The sequence below is a fragment of the Pantoea sp. 18069 genome (assembly GCF_902706035.1).
GTDB lineage: Bacteria > Pseudomonadota > Gammaproteobacteria > Burkholderiales > Burkholderiaceae_C > Comamonas.
On sequence record NZ_CACSJA010000028.1, the window covers coordinates 42,421 to 61,749 of the forward strand.

The following is a 19,329-nucleotide window of genomic DNA, read 5'->3' on the forward strand; positions in this document are numbered from 1 at the left end:
GGTGCTCCTTGCGCGCCGCGGCGCTAAAGCCCGGCGCAAGGGCGGCGCGCAGCGGTCCATCGGTCCCGGCGCCCAGGCCCTAAACTGGCCGGCATGTTGTTGCAGTCCGTCCTGGCGCGCTTGCGCGCCCCTCATTGCGCGCGCGTCGTCCTGGGCATTTCGCTGTCCGTGGCGCTGTGGGCGACCTCGCCCCATGCGGCCCAGGCCCAAACGGGCCAGACCGCTGCGCTGGCGGCCTTGCCGCCGGCCGTGGCCGCCGCGCTCGCGCGCGCCCAATTGCCGCCCGAGGCCCTCTCGGTGCTGGTGGTCGAGGCCGGCACAGGCGCCGTACCCCGCCTGGCCTGGCAGCCCGAGCGGCCGATGAACCCGGCCTCGGTGATGAAGCTCGTGACCACGTTTGCCGCGCTCGATCAGCTGGGCCCGGCCTATACCTGGCGCACGCCTTTCTATTTCGGCGGTCCCGTGCAGGCCGGCGTGCTGCGCGGGCCGCTCTATATCCAGGGCCAGGGCGATCCGCGGCTGGTGATGGAGCGGCTGTGGCTGGCGCTGCGCCGGCTGCAGGCCATGGGCGTGCGTGCGATCGACGGCGACATCGTGCTCGACCGCTCGGCATTCGCGCTCGCCGCGCATGACCCGGCGCTGTTCGATGGCGAGCCGTTGCGCCCATACAACGTCTCGCCCGATGCGCTGCTGGTCAACTACAAGTCGCTGGTGATGGGTTTTCTGCCCGATGTGAAGGGCGGTCTCGCGCGTATCCAGTACGACCCGCCGCTGGCCGGCATGGTGCTGCAGGCCAGCGTGCCGCTCGCGCCCGAAGGCACACCTTGCGGCGATTGGCACCTGCGCCTGCAGGCCAGTCTGGAGCTTGCCGGGCGCATGGATTTTGCGGGCAGCTACCCGGCTGCGTGCGGCCCGCGCAACTGGGCCGTGGCGCCGGTCGACAGCGCGCAGTTCGCGGCGCGCGCGATCGAAGGCATGTGGCGCGAACTGGGCGGCCAGCTCGGCGGCGTGGTGCGCGATGGTCGCGTGCCCCAGGGGCTCGAAGCCGCGATGGTGATCGAGTCGGAATCGCTCGCCCAGGTGGTCAGGGATATCAATAAATATAGCAACAACGTCATGGCCCAGCAGGTTTTCCTGACCATGGGCTGGCAGCGCACGGGCGTGGGCAGCTGGGACAGCGCGCAGGCTGCACTGCACCAGTGGTGGCAGCAAAGAATCGGCGCGCAGGCGCAGCCCATCGTGGGCAACGGTGCGGGCCTGAGCCGCGAGGCGCGTCTCACGGCCCAGGGCCTGGCGCGCATGCTGCAGGTCGCCTGGGCCTCGCCGGTAATGCCCGAATTCCTGGCTTCGCTGCCGGTGCTGGGCGTGGATGGCACGCTGCGCCGCAACCAGGCGCGCGCCGGCGGCCAGGCCCATCTTAAGACCGGCACGCTGCGCGATGCGACGGCGCTCGCCGGCTTCGTGCATGCGGCCAGCGGCCGGCGCTATGTGCTGGTTGCGCTGGTCAACGACAGCCGCGCGGCGGCCGCACGTCCGGCCTTGGACGCGTTGGTGGAATGGGTGGTCGGCGACCTCGCGCCTCGATAAGGTGGGGCGAGGCCGCTGCGTGGGCGGTCCATCACACCAAGATCAGGAGGCGCAGCATGAGGATGCAATGGACAGCAATCTGGAGGGCGGCAGTCGTCGCGGCGGCTGTTGCCGCGGCACTCGCGGCCTGCGGTGGCGCGGACGATGGGGATCCCGGCACCGGGCGTGGCGCGCTGCTGCAGAACCCGCCGCCGGGCACTTTCGCGGCTTCGGCGCCGGACCTGCGCGCCCAGCTGTCGGCCACGCCGACCGGGCGTGAGCTGCTGGCGCTGGTCGGCGCGCCGGTCTGCGGCGTGCAGGTGCATTCCATCGAATACGCCACGGTGGGCGCCCGGGGCGAGCCCACCAATGCGACGGCCGCGCTGATGCTGCCCCAGGGGCGCGGCGCGGCCTGTTCGGGCGCGCGGCCGGTGCTGCTCTACGGCCATGGCACCGACCCCCGGCGCGCCTACAACCAGGCCGAAATCACCGATCTGACCCGGCCGGGGGCGGCCTCGGGGCTGCAGCTCGCGGCGACATTTGCGGCCCATGGCTTCATCGTCGTCGCCCCGAACTACGCGGGCTATGACCGGTCGCGGCTGGCCTACCACCCGTATCTCGTGGCCGACCAGCAGTCCAAGGACATGATCGATGCGCTCACGGCCGCGCGCCGGGCGCTGCCCCTGCTTTCCGCGCGCGACAGCGGCCAGCTGCTGCTGTCGGGCAACTCCCAGGGCGGCCATGTGGCGCTTGCGACGCACCGCGCGCTGCAGGCCGCGGGCGAGTACGTGACGGCCTCGGCACCGATGTCCGGCCCGTATGCGCTGGCCAGCTATGGCGATGCGATCTTCCATGGCCGCGTGCCGCTGGGCAGCACGGTGTTCACGCCCCTGCTGGTGACCGCCTACCAGCAGGCCTATGGCAATCTGTACCGCGCGCCGGGTGAAGTCTATGCGTCGCGTTATGCGTCGCACATGGAGACGCTGCTGCCCGCGCAGGTGCCGCTGGATCAGCTCTGGGCCCAGGGCCGGTTGCCGGTCAGCGCGCTGTTCAGCAGCAGCGCTCCCGCGCCGGGCCTGGAGGCCATCACTCCGCCGACCACGCCGCTGGCCCAGGCGCCGCTGTTCGCGCTCGGCTTTGGCCTGGACCCGCTGATGCGCAATTCCCAGCGCCTGGCCTATCTGCAGGACGCGCAGGCCCGGCCCGACGGCGTGGTGCCGCAGTGGAGCACGGGCCTGCCCGCGGCCGCGCCCGGCCATCCCATGCGCGTGGCGCTCAAGGCCAACGACCTGCGCGACTGGGTGCCCACGCGGCCCGTGCTGCTGTGCGGCGGCCAGGCCGACCCGACGGTGTTCTTCGGGCTCAACACCGGCGTGATGCAGGCATTGTGGTCGGCGCCGTCGGCCGCGGCCATGGCCCCGGGCCTGCTGAGCGTGCTGGATGTCGATGCGCCTGTCAGCGGCATCGACGACCCGTTTGCCGGCGTCAAGACGGGATTCGCGCTGTCCAAGGCGGCGGCTGTGGCCCAGGGCGGCCCCGCGGCCGCGCTGCTGCTGTACCACGGCGCGCTGGTGCCGCCTTTGTGCCACCTCGCGGCGCGCGGCTTCTTCGATCGCGTCATCGCTTCTGGACAATAAAAAACCGACCCGCAGGTCGGTTGGCGCGCAAGGCGATACGGGGCGGCTTACCAGCGCACCCGCAGCCTGTCGTAGGCGTAGGTGCCGAACTGGCGGTAGGCCGATGGGGTGAGGTAGACCTTGTCGGCAAACAGGTAGACATCCGGGTTGGCGCCAGCGACCAGGGTCGAGGCCGTGCACAGCGAGGAATTGACTTCGCCGGTGCCTATGCCTATGCCCGGGCCCGCGTCCACCGAAGTGCAGACCGGCGTGGTGGCGTTCGAGAAACCGTAGGAGCCCGGCGAGTAGGTGTACAGGTTGACGTAATAGGCCAGGTCGATGTACAGCACGACGTTGCCCAGATCATTGAGTCCGATCAGCAGGGCTTCGTTGAAGGCCTTGCTCGCGGCTTCGGCCGTTGCGACCTGGCCGCGTTCGATGGCCCAGAGCGACTTGCCCAGGTCATAGGTGCCGGAAAACACCACCTGCTTGGCGCCGGCTGTGGTCAGGCGGCGGATCTGGTTCGCGTACTGCGTGCCGAGCGCGCGTGCCGAGGCTTCGTACTGGGCCGAAGTCTGCGTGCCCGCGATCACGCCGGACAGGCCGACGATCAGGTCGCTGACGCCGGCGCTGAGCAGCACCACGTCATTCTTCTGCAGCGCGCCGCCCGAAGCCAGGAAGGTGTCGATCTGCGCGGCCAGCGTTGGTGTCGCAGCGTTGCCCGCGGCGTCGGGCGTGGCCGCGATGCGGGCATTGCCGTAGGCGTAGCTGAGTCCGCCCGCCGACGATGCCGTCAGGTCCAGGCCGTACTGCTGGGCCACATAGCGGGTCCAGTTGTTCAGGGTTCCGTTGTTGACGGTATAGCTGGCGCCGCTCTGGCCGACATCGCTGGTGGCGTCGCCAAAGCCGATGAAACGACTGGGCGTGATCGCCGATTCCGTGGTGCTTGAGCCGCAGGCCGCAAGCAGCACCGCCGTTGCACAGGCGGTGACCAAAGCGGTCCTACGCATCCAATTTGCTGCCATGAGATTCTCCAGAAAGGATATGGAAAGAGTTTAACGGGGCGGATTCAAGCCGCTGCGGCGCGCTGCAGGCGGTCACGCACGCCTTCCCACGCGGGCGTGGCAGGCGGTGTTTCGATCCAGAGCAAGCGCACGCCAGCGGCATCGAATTCGCGCAGCATGGAGAACAGTTCCTGGGCGGCGGCCGCCGCATCGTCGGGCATGCGGCGCAGCGTGACCGGCGAACGCACCTGCAAAGGGCTCCGAGCATACACCCCCAGATGGACGGCGTCGGTGCCGAGCAGGTCCAGCCCGGTCTGCAGTTGCTGCGCATCCATCAGCCGCACTTTCGCATCGGGCGCGTAGTGCGCGAGCAGCGTGCCCGAGGCGCGTGGCGTGTGCGCGGGCAGTTCCTCCTTCGACAGCGGCCGCAGCCCGCAGGCGCGTTCGATGTCGGCGCGCGAGACCGCGCCGGGGCGCAGCAGCACCGGCACGCCGCGCGTGCAGTCGACGATGGTCGATTCGATGCCGACCGCGCATTCGCCGCCGTCGAGCACCAGCAGGTCGTCGCCGAATTCGCTTTGCACATGGGCGGCCGTGGTCGGGCTCACGCGGCCAAAGCGGTTGGCACTGGGCGCGGCAACCCCCCACACAGGTGGTTGCAATTGCGCACAGGCTTGCAACAAGGAATGTGCAACCGGATGTGAGGGGCAGCGCAGGCCCACGCTGTCCTGGCCGCCCGTGGCCGCGGCAACCATGCCCGCGCGGCGCGGCAGGATCAGCGTCAGCGGGCCGGGCCAGAAGGCGTCGATCAGTTGCTGCGCAAACAGCGGCACTTCCTTGGCAAAGCGCGTGATCGCCGCGGCGTCGGCGACGTGCACGATCAGCGGGTGGTTGCTCGGCCGGCCCTTGGCCGCAAAGATCGCGGCCACGGCCGCGTCGTTGTCGGCGTCGGCGGCCAGGCCATAGACGGTCTCGGTCGGCAGACCCAGCAGCGCACCGCGCTGCAGCGCGCGCGCTGCCTCGGCGATGGCCGTGGGCAGGTTCCCTGGGAGAATCATCGCAGGCCCTGGCTAGAAAGGCGCGAGGCCCAGGATGGCCGCGGCCTGCAGCGCCACGGCGCGCGCCTGCTCCGGCGTGGCGGCGGTGATGTTCAGGTGGCCCATCTTGCGCGCCGGCTTGGCTTCGGCCTTGCCGTAGAGGTGCAGGTGGGCGCCGGGCAGGGCCAGCACCTGCTCCCAGGCCGGCGTGCTGGCCGTGGCACCGTCCTTGAACCACAGGTCGCCGAGCAGGTTGAGCATCACGGCGGCGCTGTGCTGGCGCGGCTGCACCAGCGGCAGGCCGGTCATGCAGCGTACCTGCAGCTCGAACTGCGAGACGTCCAGCGCGTTCTGGCTGTAATGGCCGCTGTTGTGCGGGCGCGGAGCGATCTCGTTGACCACCAGGCTGCCGTCCTCGAGCACGAAGAATTCGACGCACAGCACGCCCACGTAGTCCAGGCCCTGGGCGACCGACTGGGCCGCGGCCACGGCCTGCTGCGCCTGCGTGGCCGGCACATTGCCCGCATGGACTTCGGTCACGGCCAGGATGCCGTCGCGGTGCAGGTTGCGCTGCACCGGCAGATTGACGATCTGGCCATCGCGCCCGCGGGCGACGATCACCGAGCATTCATGCGCCAGCGGCAGCATCTTCTCGAGCACGCAGGGCACGCGGCCCATGTCGTCCCAGGCGGCGGCCAGCTCGGCGGCGGTGCGCACGCGCGCCTGGCCCTTGCCGTCGTAGCCCATGCGCGCGGTCTTGAGGATGCCGGGCAGCAGGCTGGCGTTCACGGCCGCGAGCTGCGCGGGCGTGGTGATTTCCGCATAGGGCGCGCAGGGCACGCCGCAGCGCACGAAATGCGCCTTCTCGGCGGCCCGGTCCTGGGCGATCGCCACCGCGTCGCCCGCGGGCGAAACCGGCCGGGTCAGCGCCAGCGTCCGCAGCGCGGCTGCGGGAACGTTCTCGAATTCGGTGGTCACGGCTGCGCTGAGCCGGGCCAGTTCGGCCAGGCCCTGCGGGTCTTCGTAGCCCGAGCGCACATGCGCGTGGCTGACCAGGCCGGCGGGACTGGTCGGGTCGGCGTCGAGCACGGCCGTGAAATAGCCCATGGACTGCGCCGCATGCACGAACATCCGTCCGAGCTGGCCGCCGCCGAGCACGCCCAGCGTGGCGCCGGGCAGGATAGTCGCATTCACCGCGCTCATGCAGCCACCGGCGGCAGGGTCATGGCGCGGGCCGCGGCCGTCTGTTCGGCGCGAAAGGCTTCGAGCTTTGCGCGCAGTGCCGGGTCTTCATTGGCCAGCAGGGCCACGGCAAACAGGGCCGCATTGGCCGCGCCGGCCTGGCCGATGGCAAAGGTCGCCACGGGAATTCCCTTGGGCATCTGCACGATGGAGTGCAGCGAGTCGACACCTTGGAGGTGGCGGCTCGCGACCGGAACGCCCAGTACGGGCACCGGGGTTTTGGCCGCGATCATGCCCGGCAGGTGGGCTGCGCCGCCCGCACCGGCAATGATGGCTTTGAGCCCTCGGCCTGCAGCCGCTTCGGCATAGGCGAACATATCATCTGGCATACGGTGCGCCGAGACGACCTGCGCTTCATGGGCGATGCCAAATTGCTGGAGAATCTGCACTGCGTGTTGCATAGTGTCCCAGTCGCTGCTGGAGCCCATGACCACGCCGATTTGAATGGGTTTCATGTCAAGTGGGGCGGCTGTGCAGCCGCCGTCCAAAGTGGAACCCGTGATTTTACTTTTCCCTTATCCACCGGCCCGTCAAAGGGCTTCGAGCCATGATCGATGTCACTATAGAAAATTTTGAAGCCGAGGTGGTCACCGCCTCGATGGACGTGCCCGTGCTGGTGGACTTCTGGGCCCCCTGGTGCGGTCCGTGCAAGACCCTGGGCCCGCTGCTGGACCAGCTCGAGGTCGACTATGCCGGCCGTTTCAAGCTGGTCAAGATCGATTCCGACCAGGAGCAGCAGCTCGCCGGAATGTTCGGCATCCGCTCGGTGCCGACCTGCGTGCTGATGATGGGCGGCCGCCCCGTGGACGGCTTCATGGGCGCCCAGACCGAAGGCCAGTTGCGCGCCTTCCTCGACAAGCACCTGCCCTCCGAAGCCACGCTCACGGCCGAAGCCGATGTCGATGAAGCCCAGCAGCTGCTCGAGGCCGGCGACACCGGCGCGGCGCTGCAAAAGCTCGCCGACGCGCTGGCCGCCGACCCGGGCAACGACGACGCGCGCTTCGACTACCTGCGCCTGCTGATCGCCACGGGCGGCTTCGAGGAAGCCGAGGCTTTGCTGCGCGAGCCGCTCAAGCGCATTCCGCTGGCGCTGCGCTTCGACGCGCTGTCGCGCTGGCTCGATGCGCTGAAGTTCGTCGACACCAATGAGCGCGGCAACTGGCCGCTCGAGGATTTCGACGCGCTGATCGCCGCCAACCGCCGCGATTTCGACGCCCGTTTCGACAAGGCCCGGGTGCTGGTCGCCGAAGGCCAGTGGACCGAAGCCATGGACGAGCTGCTCGAAATCATCATGCGCGACAAGACCTGGAACCAGGACGCGGCGCGCAAGCTGTATGTCGGCGTGCTCGAACTGCTCACGCCGCCCAAGCCCAAGGCCGACGCCAGCGTGCCGGGCAAGACCGCCGGCGGCATCGAGCTGATGGGCAAGTCGGCACACCAGGAAGATGAAACCACGGCCCTGCTCAACAGCTATCGGCGCAAGCTCAGCATGGCATTGAATTAAGCCCCCACGCTTGCTCGCTTCGCGTAGCTGCGCTGCCCCCCGAGGGGGCCGTCCGCCGCCTTGGGGCGGCCCGGCGGCGGCGGCGGCCCCCCCACGCTTGCTCGCTTCGCGTAGCTGCGCTGCCCCCCCAAGGGGGGCGCTCGCGGCTTGGGGCGGCCCGGCGCCGCTCGGGCCGCCCTGCGCATACGCCCGTTGGGCGCCAGCGGCGCCCGCCGCTCTAGTTCTCAGAGCGGAGGCCCTTTCCCGTTCCTCCAGAGCCCGCCTGGTCGGCCGCATCGAAGGGTGAACGGTCTGCCCTCAAAAAACCCGCAAAAGCAAAACCGGCCACAAGGGCCGGTTTGCCGTTTGCCAAAGGCGCTAAATCAAGCCGTCAGTCGATCCAGCGCTTCGCGGTACTTGGCCGCGGTCTTGGTGATCACTTCCTGGGGCAGGCGCGGTGCGGGGGCGGTCTTGTCCCAGGGCTTGCCGTTGACCTTGGCCTGTTCGAGCCAGTCGCGCACGAACTGCTTGTCGTAGCTCGGGGGGTTGGCGCCCGCGGCCAGCGCGTCGGCGTAGCCTTCGACGGGCCAGTAGCGCGAGCTGTCGGGCGTCAGCACTTCGTCCATCAGCACCAGTTCGCCGTCGTCGGTCAGGCCGAATTCGAACTTGGTGTCGGCAATGATCATGCCCTTGGTCAGCGCAATCGCCGCGGCTTCACGGTAGATCTGGATGCTCAGGTCGCGGATGCGCGTGGCGAGCTCCTCGCCGACCATCTCGACCGTGCGTTCGAACGTGATGTTCTCGTCATGGTCGCCCATCTCGGCCTTGGCCGCGGGCGTGTAGATCGGCTCGGGCAGCTTGGCGGCGTTGGTCAGGCCGGCGGGCAGGGGCACGCCGCAGACCGACTGGCTTGCCTGGTATTCCTGCCAGCCGCTGCCGGCCAGATAACCACGGACCACGGCTTCGACCAGGATGGGCTTGAGGCGCTTGACCAGCATCGAGCGGCCTGTCACCTGGGGCAGTTCAGCGGGCGTCACCACGCTTTCGGGCGCGTCGCCGGTCAGGTGGTTGGGGCAGATGTGGCCGAGCTTGTCGAACCAGAACAAGGCCATTTGCGTCAGCAGCACGCCCTTGCCGGGAATGGGCTCGCCCATGATCACGTCGAAGGCCGACAGGCGGTCGCTGGCGACCATCAGGATGCGGTCATCGCCCACGGCGTAGTTGTCACGGACCTTGCCGCGCGCCAGCAGGGGCAGCGAAGTCAGGGCAGAGGTGTGCAGGGCGGAAAGGCTGGACTGGTTCATGGGTACGAATGGTTGCGATCAAGGCCTGGGCAGGGTGCCGGACCCTTACCTGGCAGGATTTTAAGGCCCGGGGCCGGCCTTTTGTGCCCTTTGCGCCCGCTGGCGGCCCGCGCGGCTCGGTGAAGGCAGGCCGGCCGGGCGTAGTGCATCAACTCCAACGATTGTGCGTGGTTTTGCAGCGCTTGGGCAACGCCGGCCCAAAACCTACTGCGGCATACCGTTATCGGTTTGCATTTGCCGGGGGCAGGGCGCATAGTGAAACCAAGCAACGAATGCGCATTCAAGCTTGCAAGCCCGGCCAGTGACAGTATTACTGGAAGGGGCTTTATTTACCTTGGGCAAGGAGGCTTTCGTATGAATTTGATTATCAGTGGTCACCACCTCGAGGTGACCCCGGCGTTGCGCAGCTATGTGATGAACAAGCTCGAGCGGATTCTTCGGCACTTCGATCAGGTAGTGGATGTCAAGGTTTTGCTGACCGTGGAGAACCAAAAGGAAAAGGACAAGCGCCAGCGCGCTGAATGCACGGTACGCGTCAAGGGCAGTGACCTGTTTGCCCAGAGTTCGCATTTCGATCTGTATGCCGCCGTCGATGCGCTGGTCGACAAGCTGGACCGCAAGGTCGTGGAACACAAGACACGCTTGCAATCAGGGCGTTTCGATACGCCCAAACGCGACGCGATGGTGCTGGCACAGGCCTGAAATGCCGTCCCTGTCGCCACGTTGGCGAAATATGGGTGCCATCTGACAGCAAAAGCCGCCGCAAGGCGGCTTTTTCACATGCCTCGGGTATTCCCGGCACCGTCGGAGCGGAGCGTGCATAATTCCTCCTAACACCATGAACCGTCTAGCCTCCATCCTGCCTGCCGCTCAAGTCCTTGTGAGCGTTGACGCCACCAGCAAGAAACGCGCTTTCGAAGAAGCCGGGCTGTTGTTTGAAAGCCTGCATGGCCTGTCCCGTGCGCTGATCACCGACAGCCTGTTTGCGCGCGAGCGCCTGGGCTCGACCGGCCTGGGCCATGGTGTGGCCATTCCCCATGGCCGCATCAAGGGATTGAAGGCGCCGATGGCGGCCGTCTTCCAGCTTGCCAATCCGATTGGTTTCGATGCGCCCGATGAGCAGCCCGTGGGCCTGCTGATCTTCCTGCTGGTGCCCGAAGCGGCGACGCAAAAGCACCTGGAAATCCTGTCCGAGATCGCCGAGCTGCTCAGCGATACCAGTTTGCGCGAGCAAATCAAGGCCTGCGACGACGCCGAGCTGCTGCACGAGATGCTGGCGCGCTGGCAGTCGACGGCGGCGCCGCTGTCTTAATAGCCTGACCGGGGCTGTCCATGCGACCGAATGCGATCAGCGCCGACCTGCTGTTTCAGGCCTTCCGCACGTCCCTGCACTGGGAATGGGTCGCGGGCCTGGGCGCGTCGGAGCGGCGTTTCGATGAAATGGCCGTGCGCTCGGCACGCTCGGGTGCCGATCTGGTCGGCTACCTCAATTACATCCATCCCTACCGTCTGCAGGTGCTCGGCGAACGCGAAATCGCCTACCTGTGCAAGTCCACGTCGATTGACTGCCAGCGCCGCGTTGCGCGCATCGTGACGCTGCAGCCGCCGGTGCTGGTGCTGGCCGACGGCCAGGTCGCCCCGCCCGAGCTGCTGTCCATGTGCGAGCAGGCGCAGATCCCGATGTTCTCGACCGATGAGGCCGCGGCGTTCGTGATCGATGTGCTGCGCGCCTACCTGTCCAAGCATTTCGCCGACCGCACCACCATGCACGGCGTGTTCATGGACATTCTGGGCATGGGCGTGCTGATCACCGGCGAGTCCGGGCTGGGCAAGAGCGAGCTCGGGCTCGAACTGATTTCGCGCGGCAATGGCCTTGTCGCCGACGACGCCGTCGACCTGTACCGCATCAACCAGGCGACGATCGAAGGCAAGTGCCCCGAGCTGCTGCAGAACCTGCTCGAAGTGCGCGGCATCGGCCTGCTCGACATCCGCGCGATCTTTGGCGAAACCGCGGTGCGCCGCAAGATGCGCCTCAAGCTGATCGTGCACCTGGTGCGCAAGGAAACGCTGGAGCGCGAATACGAACGCATGCCCTACGAGCCCCTGACCCAGGACGTGCTCGGCGTGCCGGTGCTCAAGGCGGTGATCCAGGTGGTCGCGGGGCGCAATATCGCCGTGCTGGTCGAGGCTGCGGTGCGCAATACCATCCTGCAGCTGCGGGGCATCGACACCTACCAGGAATTCATAGACCGCCACCGGCGTGCGATGGAGCAGGGCAAAGGCTGAAAAATGCCCCCCAGAAGCCGTTCGCCGCCTTGGGGCGGCGCGGCGATGAAAAATGGCCCCCACGCTTGCTCGCTTCGCGTAGCCGCTGCCCCCCAAGGGGGCATTTTCATCTTGGGGCGGCCCGGCGATGAAAAAAGGCCCCCACGCTCCCCTTGCTGCACAAGGTCCGCTGCCCCCCAAGGGGGCTGCTTTTCATCTTGGGGCGGCCCGGCGATGAAAAAAGGCGCCGAGGCGCCTTTTGTGTGTGTGACTGTTTCAGCGGTGACCGGTATGGCCGGGTGCGCCCTTGGCGCAGGCCGTGCACTGGCCGTACAGCGACATTGCGTGGTCGTGAATGACCCAGCCTTTGCTCTTGGCGATCTGCACCTGGCGCTTTTCGATTTCGGCGTCGTAGAACTCTTCGACCTTGCCGCAGACGGTGCAGATGAAATGGTCGTGGTGTTGACCTTCGTTGAGCTCGTAGACGGCCTTGGCGCTTTCGAAATTGCTGCGGATCAGGATGCCGGCCTGTTCAAACTGCGTCAGGACCCGGTAGACCGTGGCCAGGCCGATGTCCGAGCGCTCGTCGAGCAGCACGCGGAACACGTCTTCGGCGGTCATGTGGCGCTGCGCGCCTTTCTGGAAGATTTCCAGAATCTTGAGGCGGGGCAGGGTGGCCTTGAGGCCCGTGCTTTTGAGTTCGTCGATATTCGTCATGACAGGGTCTTTGGGAGTGCCTGCGAGCATATCCGGTACCGGCGCAGCACAGGCAGCAGAAATGGCCCTCGCACCGAGGGTGTGGAGAATGTCGAGTACTGGAAGGACCAGCCGCTACAATGATTTCATCATATCCCCTAAGCCATACCCATGCATGTCCAAGTCCGTTGCAGTGCCCGTCTGGCGCTGACTGTGGTGGTCGCTGCCGTCCTGGCTGCCTGCGGCAGCCTTGACAGTGCGAGCCATCGCATCGCCAGCGCTGCCAGCGCTGTCACTCCTTACAAGGTCGAAGTGGTCCAGGGCAATTTCGTGTCCCGTGAACAGGTCGAAGCCCTCGCTGCTGGCATGAGCCGCCAGCAGGTGCGCGATATCCTCGGCACGCCGTTGCTGACCAGTGTGTTCCACGCGGACCGCTGGGAATATGTGTTCACGCTCAAGCGCAAGGATCTGGAAATCCAGACCCGCAAGCTCACGGTGTTCTTCGATGGCGACAGCCTGGTGCGCCACGAAGGCGATGAAATGCCGTCCGAAGCCGACTTCGTCGCGACCCTGGGTTCGACCAAGGCCGGCGGCAAGGTGCCGGTGCTAGAAGCCACGCCCGAGCAGCTCGCGCGCTTCCCCGCGCCAGCCGCGCCGGCCGCCGAGGCCGAAGTGCTCGCGCCCGTGGACACCCCCAAGCAGTACCCGCCGCTCGAAGCCCCGGGCCGCTGAGTTTTTTCGCCGGCGCTGCGCCTGCGCGCGCTGCCCGGCCGCTTTCCCAGGATTACCACCATGACCGCGAATTCCTCGCCCACTTCCGGGCGTCACCGTGTAGCCGTTGCCGGCGCGTCCGGCCGCATGGGCCGCATGCTGATCGAAGCCATCCACAACAGCGACGACTGCGTTCTCGCGGGCGCGCTCGACGTGCCGGGCAGCCCGGCGCTGGGCATGGACGCCACGGCCTTTTTGGGCAGCGCCAGCGGCGTGGCCATCACGTCCGACCTGCGCGAAGGCCTGGCCCAGGCCCAGGTGCTGATCGATTTCACGCGCCCCGAAGGCACGCTGGCCCACCTCGAGGCCTGCACGGCGCTGGGCGTGAAGCTGGTGATCGGCACGACCGGCTTTAGCGATGAAGAGAAGAAGACGCTGGCCGAAGGCGCCCAGCAGGTCGCGGTGATGCTCGCGCCGAACATGAGCGTGGGCGTCAACGTCACGCTCAAGCTGCTCGAAATGGCGGCCAAGGCGCTGTCCACGGGCTATGACATCGAAATCATCGAAGCCCACCATCGCCACAAGGTCGACGCGCCTTCGGGCACGGCGCTCAAGATGGGCGAAGTGATTGCCGACGCGCTGGGCCGCGACCTGGCCGAATGCGCGGTCTACGAACGCTACGGCCATACCGGCGCGCGCGACCCTTCATCCATCGGTTTTGCGACGGTGCGCGGCGGCGACATCGTCGGCGACCACACCGTGCTGTTTGCCGGTACGGGCGAGCGCATCGAAATCACGCACAAGTCCTCGAGCCGCGAGACCTACGCCCAGGGCAGCCTGCGCGCCGTGCGCTTCCTCGCCGACAAGCCCCAGGGCATGTTCGACATGTTCGACGTGCTCGGCCTGCGCTGACCCACCCCATGGACCGCTGGCTCTGGCTCACCCAAGGCGACGCGGTCACGCAGGCCACGGCCTTGCTGCTGCTGGTGCTGTCGGTTGCGAGCTGGGTGGTCATGGTCTACAAGGCCTGGCTGCTGGCGCGCAGCCGCCGCCAGGTGCCGCAGTGCGTGGCCGCGTTCTGGCGCGCGCCCACGGTGGCGGCGGCCCGCGACCAGGTCGCGGCGCTGGACCGCAGCGGTCTGGTGCTGCCGCTGGTCCATGCGCTGGCTGCGCAGCGCACGCCTGAGCATCGCGCAGACGCCCCGCCGCTGGCGCAACAGGGCGCGGCATCGGCCCAGCTCACGCGCGGCCTGCGCGCCGCGCTGCAGTCCGCCAGCGCGCCGCTGCAGTGGGGGCAGGTGCTGCTGGCCTCGGTGGGAACGCTGGCGCCGTTCGTCGGCCTGCTGGGCACGGTCTGGGGCATACACCATGCGCTGACGCTGCTGGCCGGCAGCCAGAGCGTAGGCATCGCCCAGCTCGCGGCGCCGGTGGGCGAAGCGCTGGTGATGACCGCTGCCGGCCTGGCCGTGGCGATTCCCGCAGTGCTCGGCTACAACCTGCAGGGCCGCAGCGCGGGCCGCATCGAGGCCGAGCTCGAAGGTTTTGCCCACGATCTGCAGGCGGTCTTCGGCGACGGCGCCAGATCCGCGGATGCGGCCTGATCCAGGCGGCGCGCCATGGCATTCGGCCGCTTCGACCGTCGCACCAGTACTTCGCCTGAGCCGCTGAGCGGCATCAACGTCACGCCGCTGGTCGACGTGATGCTGGTGCTGGTCGTCATCCTGATTCTTGCCGCGCCCGTGCTCGCGGCCGCACTGCGCGTGCAATTGCCCCAGGCCCAGGGCACGGCGCCGATGGCACCACCAACGCCGCAGCAGGCGATTGCGCTCGAAGTCGACGCCCAGGGCCGGCTGTGGATCGACGGGCAGGAAATGCCGGAGGCGGCGCTGCGTGAACGCCTGGCTGCGCTGGGTGCGGCCCAGCCCCAGGCCGAACTGCAGTTGCGCGCCGATGCCGCCGTGCCCTATGGCCGGGTGGTGGCGGTGATGGGCTGGGCCCATGCGGCCGGGCTGGCGCGCATAGGCTTTGTCGCCGAGCCGGCCGAGGCCCAGGGCACGCGCTAGAAAGTCCGTTGGTCCCGAATCCGCCTTGGCGGAGCCTGTCCGTTCAGCGCGGCCCTGCGCCCTGCGCCAGGTTGCCCTGCGCCAGGCTGCCCTGCGCCAGCGGCCGCAGCCCCGACAGCACATCGCTGCCCGAGGGGCGCTGGTACAGCCGCAGGCCGAACTCCGGCAGCACGCCGATCAGGTGGTCGAAAATGCTGCCCTGGATGCCTTCGTACTCGACCCAGACCGAGGTCGAGGTGTAGCAGTACAGCTCCAGCGGTACGCCTTCGGCCGTCGGCTCGAGCGTGCGCGCGAGCATGAAGACTTCGCGGCTGATCCCGGGATGGACCTGGAGGTAGGCATAGGCATAGGCGCGCAGCAGCTCCAGATTGGTGAGCTGCAGCGGGTGGAAGGGCGCGGCCTGCGCGAGCGCCGAAGCCGGCAGCGCCGCGGTCTGGGCGCGCTTCTCGGCCAGGAAATTCTGCAGCAGCGCAATCCGCGAAAGCTGCTCGAGCTGCGTGGCGTCAAGCACCCGGATGGTGTCGGCGTCGATGCGCAGCGCGCGCCGGATGCGGCGCACGCCCGATTGCGACATGCCGCGCCAGTTCTTGAAGCTGTCGCTCATCAGCTTCCAGGTGGGAATGGTGGTGATGGTCTTGTCCCAGTTCTGCACCTTGACGATGTTCAGCGCGATGTCGATCACGAAGCCGTCGGCGCCGACCTGGGGCATTTCCACCCAGTCACCGACGCGTATCATGTCGTTCGAGCCCAGCTGCACGCCCGCGGTGAACGACAGGATGGTGTCCTTGAAGACCAGCATCAGCACCGCCGACATGGCTCCCAGGCCCGACAGCAGCAGCAGCGGCGAGCGGTCCAGCAGCGTGGCCATGATCAGCACGGCGGCGATCATCACCGCCAGCAGCTTGCCCAGTTGCACATAGCTCTTGATCGAATGGGTCGAGAGCTTGAGCTGCTCCTTGCGGTCATGGCTATCGTTCATCGCATCGAGCAGGGCGTTGAACGTGCGCAGTACCAGTACGATGCTCACCGCGATGGCCAGGTTCAGCAGCAGCCCGTGGAGCCGGGCCGGCAGGTGGGGCACGTCCGCCATGCCGATCTGCACCACCAGCCACGGCACGGTCTGCGCGAGCCGGCGCAGCACCTTGTCGTGCAGCAGGATCTCTGCCCAGTTCGCGGCCAGGCCCAGGCGCACCCGGCGCACGACGCGCTGCAGTAGAAATTGCGCCAGATAGCGGCTCGCAACGGCCAGCAGTGCCAGCAGTACCAGGCCCGCGATGGATTGCATCCATGGGTCCAGTTCGGAAATCAATGACCAACGCACCAGAAGTGACTCCTCAAGAAAGCGGGGGGATGGGGAAAGGACGGGGTGAGACCGGAGGCCGGGCCGCAAGTTCCATGCGCGGCGCGACGCCGGTCAGGCGGCTTGCACAGCATAGGGGCAAGAGCGGCGATGGCGGGTGACGCGCGCGCTCAAGACCCTTTTGTCGGCGCACGCAGCAGGCTGCGGCGCGGGGGCTTTGCGCAGGGAGATAGCCGGTCACCGCGGTGCGGTGTGGCGTCCGGCCTAAAATCCCGGTTGACCTTGGCTTTCACCGGCGCCCCTGTTGCCGGAACCCGCTCTCCATCATGCAAGACAAATACAACCACATCGAGCTCGAGCGCGCGGCGCATGAGCACTGGGCCGCCCGTGACGCCTACCGCGTCACCGAAGACGACAGCAAGAAGAAATTCTACGCCTGCTCGATGCTGCCCTACCCCAGCGGCAAGCTGCACATGGGCCATGTGCGCAACTACACGATCAACGACATGCTCACGCGCCAGCTGCGCATGAAGGGTTTCAACGTGTTGATGCCCATGGGCTGGGATGCGTTCGGCCTGCCCGCGGAAAACGCGGCGCTGAAGAACAAGGTGCCGCCGGCCCAGTGGACCTACGACAACATCGCCTACATGAAGAAGCAGATGCAGTCGATGGGCCTGGCGATCGACTGGAGCCGCGAAGTCGCGACCTGCGACCCCGCGTACTACCGCTGGAACCAGTGGCTGTTCCTGAAGATGCTCGACAAGGGCATTGCCTACCGCAAGACCCAGGTCGTGAACTGGGACCCGGTCGACCAGACCGTGCTGGCCAACGAGCAGGTCATCGACGGCCGCGGCTGGCGCACCGGCGCGCTCGTCGAGAAGCGCGAGATCCCGGGCTACTACCTGAAGATCACCGATTACGCGCAGGAACTGCTCGACCATGTCCAGGTCGGCAACGACAAGGCGACGCTGACCGGCTGGCCCGACAAGGTGCGGCTGATGCAGGAAAACTGGATAGGCAAGTCCAGCGGCGTGCGCTTCGCGTTCACGCACGACATCCGCGACGGCCAGGGCCAGCTGATCCAGGACGGCAAGATGTACGTGTTCACCACGCGTGCCGACACCGTCATGGGCGTGACGTTCTGCGCCGTGGCGCCCGAGCACCCGCTGGCCACGCATGCGGCCGCGGGCAACCCGGCCCTCACCGCCTTCATCGAGGAATGCAAGAAGGGCGGCACCACCGAAGCCGAACTCGCGGTCAAGGAAAAGGAAGGCATGGCCACGGGCCTGTTCGTCACCCATCCGCTGACCGGCGAGTCGGTCGAAGTCTGGGTCGGCAACTACGTGCTGATGGGCTATGGCGACGGCGCCGTGATGGGCGTGCCCGCGCATGACGAGCGCGACTTCGCGTTCGCCAAGAAATACGACCTGCCCATCCGCCAGGTCGTGGCCGTGGAAGGCGAGACCTTCTCCGACGCCGCCTGGGCCGATTCGTACGGCGACAAGCAAAAGGCCGTCTGCGTCAACTCCGGCGTGCTTGATGGCCTGAACCATGCGCAGGCTGTGGACAAGGTCGCCGAGCTGTTCGCCGCCAAGGGCCTGGGCGAGAAGAAAACCACCTGGCGCCTGCGCGACTGGGGCGTGAGCCGCCAGCGCTACTGGGGCACGCCGATTCCCATCATCCATTGCACCGATTGCGGCGCCCAGCCGGTCCCCGAAAAAGACCTGCCCGTGGTGCTGCCGCAGGACCTGGTGCCCGATGGTTCGGGCAATCCGCTGGTCAAGAGCGAAGCCTTCCATGCGGGCGTGGTCTGCCCCTGCTGCGGCAAGAGCGCGCGCCGCGAGACCGACACCATGGACACCTTCGTGGACAGCTCCTGGTATTTCATGCGCTATTGCGACGCGAAGAACAGTGAGCAGATGGTCGGTGCCGGCACCGACTACTGGATGCGCGGCAGCGGCATGGACCAGTACATCGGCGGCATCGAGCACGCGATTCTGCACCTGCTGTATGCGCGCTTCTGGACCAAGGTGATGCGCGATCTGGGCCTGGTGACGTTCGACGAGCCGTTCTCGCAGCTGCTGACCCAGGGCATGGTGCTCAACCACATCTACAGCCGCCGCACGGCCAAGGGCGCGAAGGAATACTTCTGGCCCAAGGACGTCGAGCATGTGCTCGACGAGACCGGCAAGATCGTGGGCGCCAAGCTCAAGGTCGCGGTCGAGAGCGCCGACGGTCTGCTGCCCGTGGACACGGCGATCGACTACGAGGGCGTGGGCACCATGTCCAAGTCCAAGAACAACGGCATCGATCCGCAGGAACTGATCGGCAAGTACGGTGCCGACACCGCCCGCCTGTACACCATGTTCACCGCGCCGCCCGAAGCCACGCTCGAGTGGAACGATGCGGCTGTCGAAGGCAGCTACCGCTTCCTGCGCCGGGTCTACAACTACGGCTTCAAGCTGCTGGCCGGCGACTACGCTGCGGCCGATGCCGTGGGCGCGAGCGCGCGTGACCTGTCGGGCGTGGCGTTCGGCAAGGGTGCCCAGGCCCTGCGCCTGGAAATCCATACCGTGCTCAAGCAGGTGGACTACGACTACCAGCGCATGCAGTACAACACCGTGGTCTCGGGCGCGATGAAGATGATCAACGCGCTCGAAAGCTTCAAGGGCACGGATACGGCCGACGGCCAGATCGCGGCGATCGAAGGCTTCGGCATTCTGCTGCGCTGCCTGTACCCGGCCACGCCCCACGTCACGCATGCGCTGTGGAGCGCCCTGGGCTACAGCCAGCATCTGGGTGAACTGCTCGATGCCCCCTGGCCCCAGGTCGATGCGTCGGCGCTGGTGCAGGATGAAATCGAACTCATGCTGCAGGTCAACGGCAAGCTGCGCGGCTCGATACGCGTCGCCGCGACGGCCGACAAGGCCGAGATCGAGCGCCTGGCCCTGGCCAGCGACGCCTTCCTGAAACAGGCCGCAGGCGCTGCCCCCAAGAAAGTGGTGGTGGTGCCGGGCCGATTGGTGAACGTGGTGGTCTGAC

General features: G+C 67.4%; 18 protein-coding genes. 11 read left to right on the plus strand and 7 right to left on the minus strand.

From position 1 onward, the window contains the following. Positions 1-93: 93 nt before the first annotated feature. Both dacB and GVL12_RS19160 read left to right on the plus strand, forming a co-directional pair. Positions 94-1,587, plus strand: a complete 1,494-nt coding sequence (gene dacB, locus GVL12_RS19155; RefSeq protein WP_159917058.1) for a D-alanyl-D-alanine carboxypeptidase/D-alanyl-D-alanine-endopeptidase — start codon at positions 94-96, stop codon at positions 1,585-1,587. A gap of 56 nt (positions 1,588-1,643) precedes the next feature. Further along, the gene (locus GVL12_RS19160; protein WP_200843912.1) at positions 1,644-3,203 is read left to right on the plus strand and encodes a S9 family peptidase; all 1,560 of its coding nucleotides are present in this window, start codon (positions 1,644-1,646) and stop codon (positions 3,201-3,203) included. A 47-nt stretch (positions 3,204-3,250) separates the two neighbouring features. On the opposite strand, the gene GVL12_RS19165 is transcribed toward GVL12_RS19160, so the two are convergent. The 4 genes from GVL12_RS19165 to purE are packed head-to-tail and all read right to left on the minus strand — an operon-like array spanning position 3,251 to position 6,920. Then, a complete protein-coding gene (locus tag GVL12_RS19165; protein WP_159917060.1) occupies positions 3,251-4,207 on the minus strand; it encodes an SGNH/GDSL hydrolase family protein in 957 nt (318 codons plus the stop codon). Between the two features lie 44 nt (positions 4,208-4,251). Next, the gene (locus tag GVL12_RS19170) at positions 4,252-5,244 is read right to left on the minus strand and encodes an L-threonylcarbamoyladenylate synthase (RefSeq protein ID WP_159917062.1); all 993 of its coding nucleotides are present in this window, start codon (positions 5,242-5,244) and stop codon (positions 4,252-4,254) included. Positions 5,245-5,256: 12 nt separating this feature from the next. Then, positions 5,257-6,417 (minus strand): 5-(carboxyamino)imidazole ribonucleotide synthase, encoded by a 1,161-nt coding sequence (locus tag GVL12_RS19175; RefSeq protein ID WP_200843913.1) that lies wholly within the window; start codon positions 6,415-6,417, stop codon positions 5,257-5,259. 5 nt (positions 6,418-6,422) lie between these two features. Continuing rightward, entirely contained in the window at positions 6,423-6,920 is a 498-nt protein-coding gene (gene purE / locus GVL12_RS19180) for a 5-(carboxyamino)imidazole ribonucleotide mutase (RefSeq protein ID WP_159917066.1), read from the minus strand. Between the two features lie 92 nt (positions 6,921-7,012). Between purE and GVL12_RS19185 the strand changes: the two genes are divergently transcribed. Continuing rightward, on the plus strand, positions 7,013-7,969 hold the full coding sequence (locus tag GVL12_RS19185; protein ID WP_159917068.1) for a tetratricopeptide repeat protein: 957 nt from the start codon (positions 7,013-7,015) through the stop codon (positions 7,967-7,969). A 362-nt stretch (positions 7,970-8,331) separates the two neighbouring features. Here GVL12_RS19185 and GVL12_RS19190 read toward each other — a convergent pair whose 3' ends face one another. Then, entirely contained in the window at positions 8,332-9,252 is a 921-nt protein-coding gene (locus GVL12_RS19190) for a phosphoribosylaminoimidazolesuccinocarboxamide synthase (RefSeq protein WP_159917070.1), read from the minus strand. 354 nt (positions 9,253-9,606) lie between these two features. On the opposite strand from GVL12_RS19190, the gene raiA reads away from it, so the two are divergent. The 3 genes from raiA to hprK all read left to right on the plus strand — a co-directional run bounded on the left by raiA (position 9,607) and on the right by hprK (position 11,538). Beyond that, positions 9,607-9,954 carry a ribosome-associated translation inhibitor RaiA gene (gene raiA, locus GVL12_RS19195; protein ID WP_159917072.1) on the plus strand — a complete coding sequence of 116 codons (348 nt, stop codon included), beginning with the start codon at positions 9,607-9,609 and terminating at the stop codon, positions 9,952-9,954. A gap of 136 nt (positions 9,955-10,090) precedes the next feature. Further along, positions 10,091-10,564 carry a PTS sugar transporter subunit IIA gene (locus GVL12_RS19200; protein WP_159917074.1) on the plus strand — a complete coding sequence of 158 codons (474 nt, stop codon included), beginning with the start codon at positions 10,091-10,093 and terminating at the stop codon, positions 10,562-10,564. 20 nt (positions 10,565-10,584) lie between these two features. Next, positions 10,585-11,538, plus strand: coding sequence for an HPr(Ser) kinase/phosphatase (gene hprK, locus GVL12_RS19205; RefSeq protein ID WP_159917076.1), 954 nt, complete (start codon positions 10,585-10,587; stop codon positions 11,536-11,538). A 255-nt stretch (positions 11,539-11,793) separates the two neighbouring features. Here hprK and fur read toward each other — a convergent pair whose 3' ends face one another. Continuing rightward, positions 11,794-12,234, minus strand: a complete 441-nt coding sequence (gene fur, locus GVL12_RS19210) for a ferric iron uptake transcriptional regulator (protein WP_159917078.1) — start codon at positions 12,232-12,234, stop codon at positions 11,794-11,796. Positions 12,235-12,384: 150 nt separating this feature from the next. Between fur and GVL12_RS19215 the strand changes: the two genes are divergently transcribed. From GVL12_RS19215 to GVL12_RS19230, 4 genes are read left to right on the plus strand one after another with little or no spacing between them, the layout of a single operon-like run. Further along, complete coding sequence (locus tag GVL12_RS19215) at positions 12,385-12,945, plus strand: outer membrane protein assembly factor BamE (protein WP_159917079.1); 561 nt, start codon at positions 12,385-12,387, stop codon at positions 12,943-12,945. A 60-nt stretch (positions 12,946-13,005) separates the two neighbouring features. Continuing rightward, the gene (gene dapB / locus GVL12_RS19220) at positions 13,006-13,836 is read left to right on the plus strand and encodes a 4-hydroxy-tetrahydrodipicolinate reductase (RefSeq protein ID WP_159917080.1); all 831 of its coding nucleotides are present in this window, start codon (positions 13,006-13,008) and stop codon (positions 13,834-13,836) included. A gap of 8 nt (positions 13,837-13,844) precedes the next feature. Next, complete coding sequence (locus tag GVL12_RS19225; RefSeq protein ID WP_200843914.1) at positions 13,845-14,525, plus strand: MotA/TolQ/ExbB proton channel family protein; 681 nt, start codon at positions 13,845-13,847, stop codon at positions 14,523-14,525. A gap of 15 nt (positions 14,526-14,540) precedes the next feature. Continuing rightward, positions 14,541-14,987, plus strand: a complete 447-nt coding sequence (locus GVL12_RS19230; protein WP_159917081.1) for a biopolymer transporter ExbD — start codon at positions 14,541-14,543, stop codon at positions 14,985-14,987. Positions 14,988-15,030: 43 nt separating this feature from the next. Here the strand turns inward: GVL12_RS19230 and GVL12_RS19235 are convergent, their stop codons facing one another. Next, entirely contained in the window at positions 15,031-16,272 is a 1,242-nt protein-coding gene (locus tag GVL12_RS19235) for a mechanosensitive ion channel family protein (RefSeq protein ID WP_159917082.1), read from the minus strand. A gap of 341 nt (positions 16,273-16,613) precedes the next feature. On the opposite strand from GVL12_RS19235, the gene leuS reads away from it, so the two are divergent. Then, positions 16,614-19,328: a leucine--tRNA ligase gene (gene leuS / locus GVL12_RS19240; RefSeq protein WP_159917083.1), complete on the plus strand. Its 2,715-nt coding sequence runs from the start codon at positions 16,614-16,616 to the stop codon at positions 19,326-19,328. The last annotated feature ends 1 nt before the right edge of the window (position 19,329 follow it).

Excerpts from the sequence above, each read along its gene's own strand:
- GVL12_RS19235 (WP_159917082.1), bottom strand. The coding sequence starts at position 16,272 with ATGCAATCCATCGCGGGCCTGGTACTGCTGGCACTGCTGGCCGTTGCG.
- dapB (WP_159917080.1), top strand. The coding sequence starts at position 13,006 with ATGACCGCGAATTCCTCGCCCACTTCCGGGCGTCACCGTGTAGCCGTT.
- GVL12_RS19230 (WP_159917081.1), top strand. The coding sequence starts at position 14,541 with ATGGCATTCGGCCGCTTCGACCGTCGCACCAGTACTTCGCCTGAGCCG.
- GVL12_RS19160 (WP_200843912.1), top strand. The coding sequence starts at position 1,644 with ATGAGGATGCAATGGACAGCAATCTGGAGGGCGGCAGTCGTCGCGGCG.
- GVL12_RS19225 (WP_200843914.1), top strand. The coding sequence starts at position 13,845 with ATGGACCGCTGGCTCTGGCTCACCCAAGGCGACGCGGTCACGCAGGCC.
- dacB (WP_159917058.1), top strand. The coding sequence starts at position 94 with ATGTTGTTGCAGTCCGTCCTGGCGCGCTTGCGCGCCCCTCATTGCGCG.
- leuS (WP_159917083.1), top strand. The coding sequence starts at position 16,614 with ATGCAAGACAAATACAACCACATCGAGCTCGAGCGCGCGGCGCATGAG.
- raiA (WP_159917072.1), top strand. The coding sequence starts at position 9,607 with ATGAATTTGATTATCAGTGGTCACCACCTCGAGGTGACCCCGGCGTTG.
- GVL12_RS19165 (WP_159917060.1), bottom strand. The coding sequence starts at position 4,207 with ATGGCAGCAAATTGGATGCGTAGGACCGCTTTGGTCACCGCCTGTGCA.
- GVL12_RS19185 (WP_159917068.1), top strand. The coding sequence starts at position 7,013 with ATGATCGATGTCACTATAGAAAATTTTGAAGCCGAGGTGGTCACCGCC.
- hprK (WP_159917076.1), top strand. The coding sequence starts at position 10,585 with ATGCGACCGAATGCGATCAGCGCCGACCTGCTGTTTCAGGCCTTCCGC.
- purE (WP_159917066.1), bottom strand. The coding sequence starts at position 6,920 with ATGAAACCCATTCAAATCGGCGTGGTCATGGGCTCCAGCAGCGACTGG.
- fur (WP_159917078.1), bottom strand. The coding sequence starts at position 12,234 with ATGACGAATATCGACGAACTCAAAAGCACGGGCCTCAAGGCCACCCTG.
- GVL12_RS19190 (WP_159917070.1), bottom strand. The coding sequence starts at position 9,252 with ATGAACCAGTCCAGCCTTTCCGCCCTGCACACCTCTGCCCTGACTTCG.
- GVL12_RS19215 (WP_159917079.1), top strand. The coding sequence starts at position 12,385 with ATGCATGTCCAAGTCCGTTGCAGTGCCCGTCTGGCGCTGACTGTGGTG.
- GVL12_RS19170 (WP_159917062.1), bottom strand. The coding sequence starts at position 5,244 with ATGATTCTCCCAGGGAACCTGCCCACGGCCATCGCCGAGGCAGCGCGC.
- GVL12_RS19200 (WP_159917074.1), top strand. The coding sequence starts at position 10,091 with ATGAACCGTCTAGCCTCCATCCTGCCTGCCGCTCAAGTCCTTGTGAGC.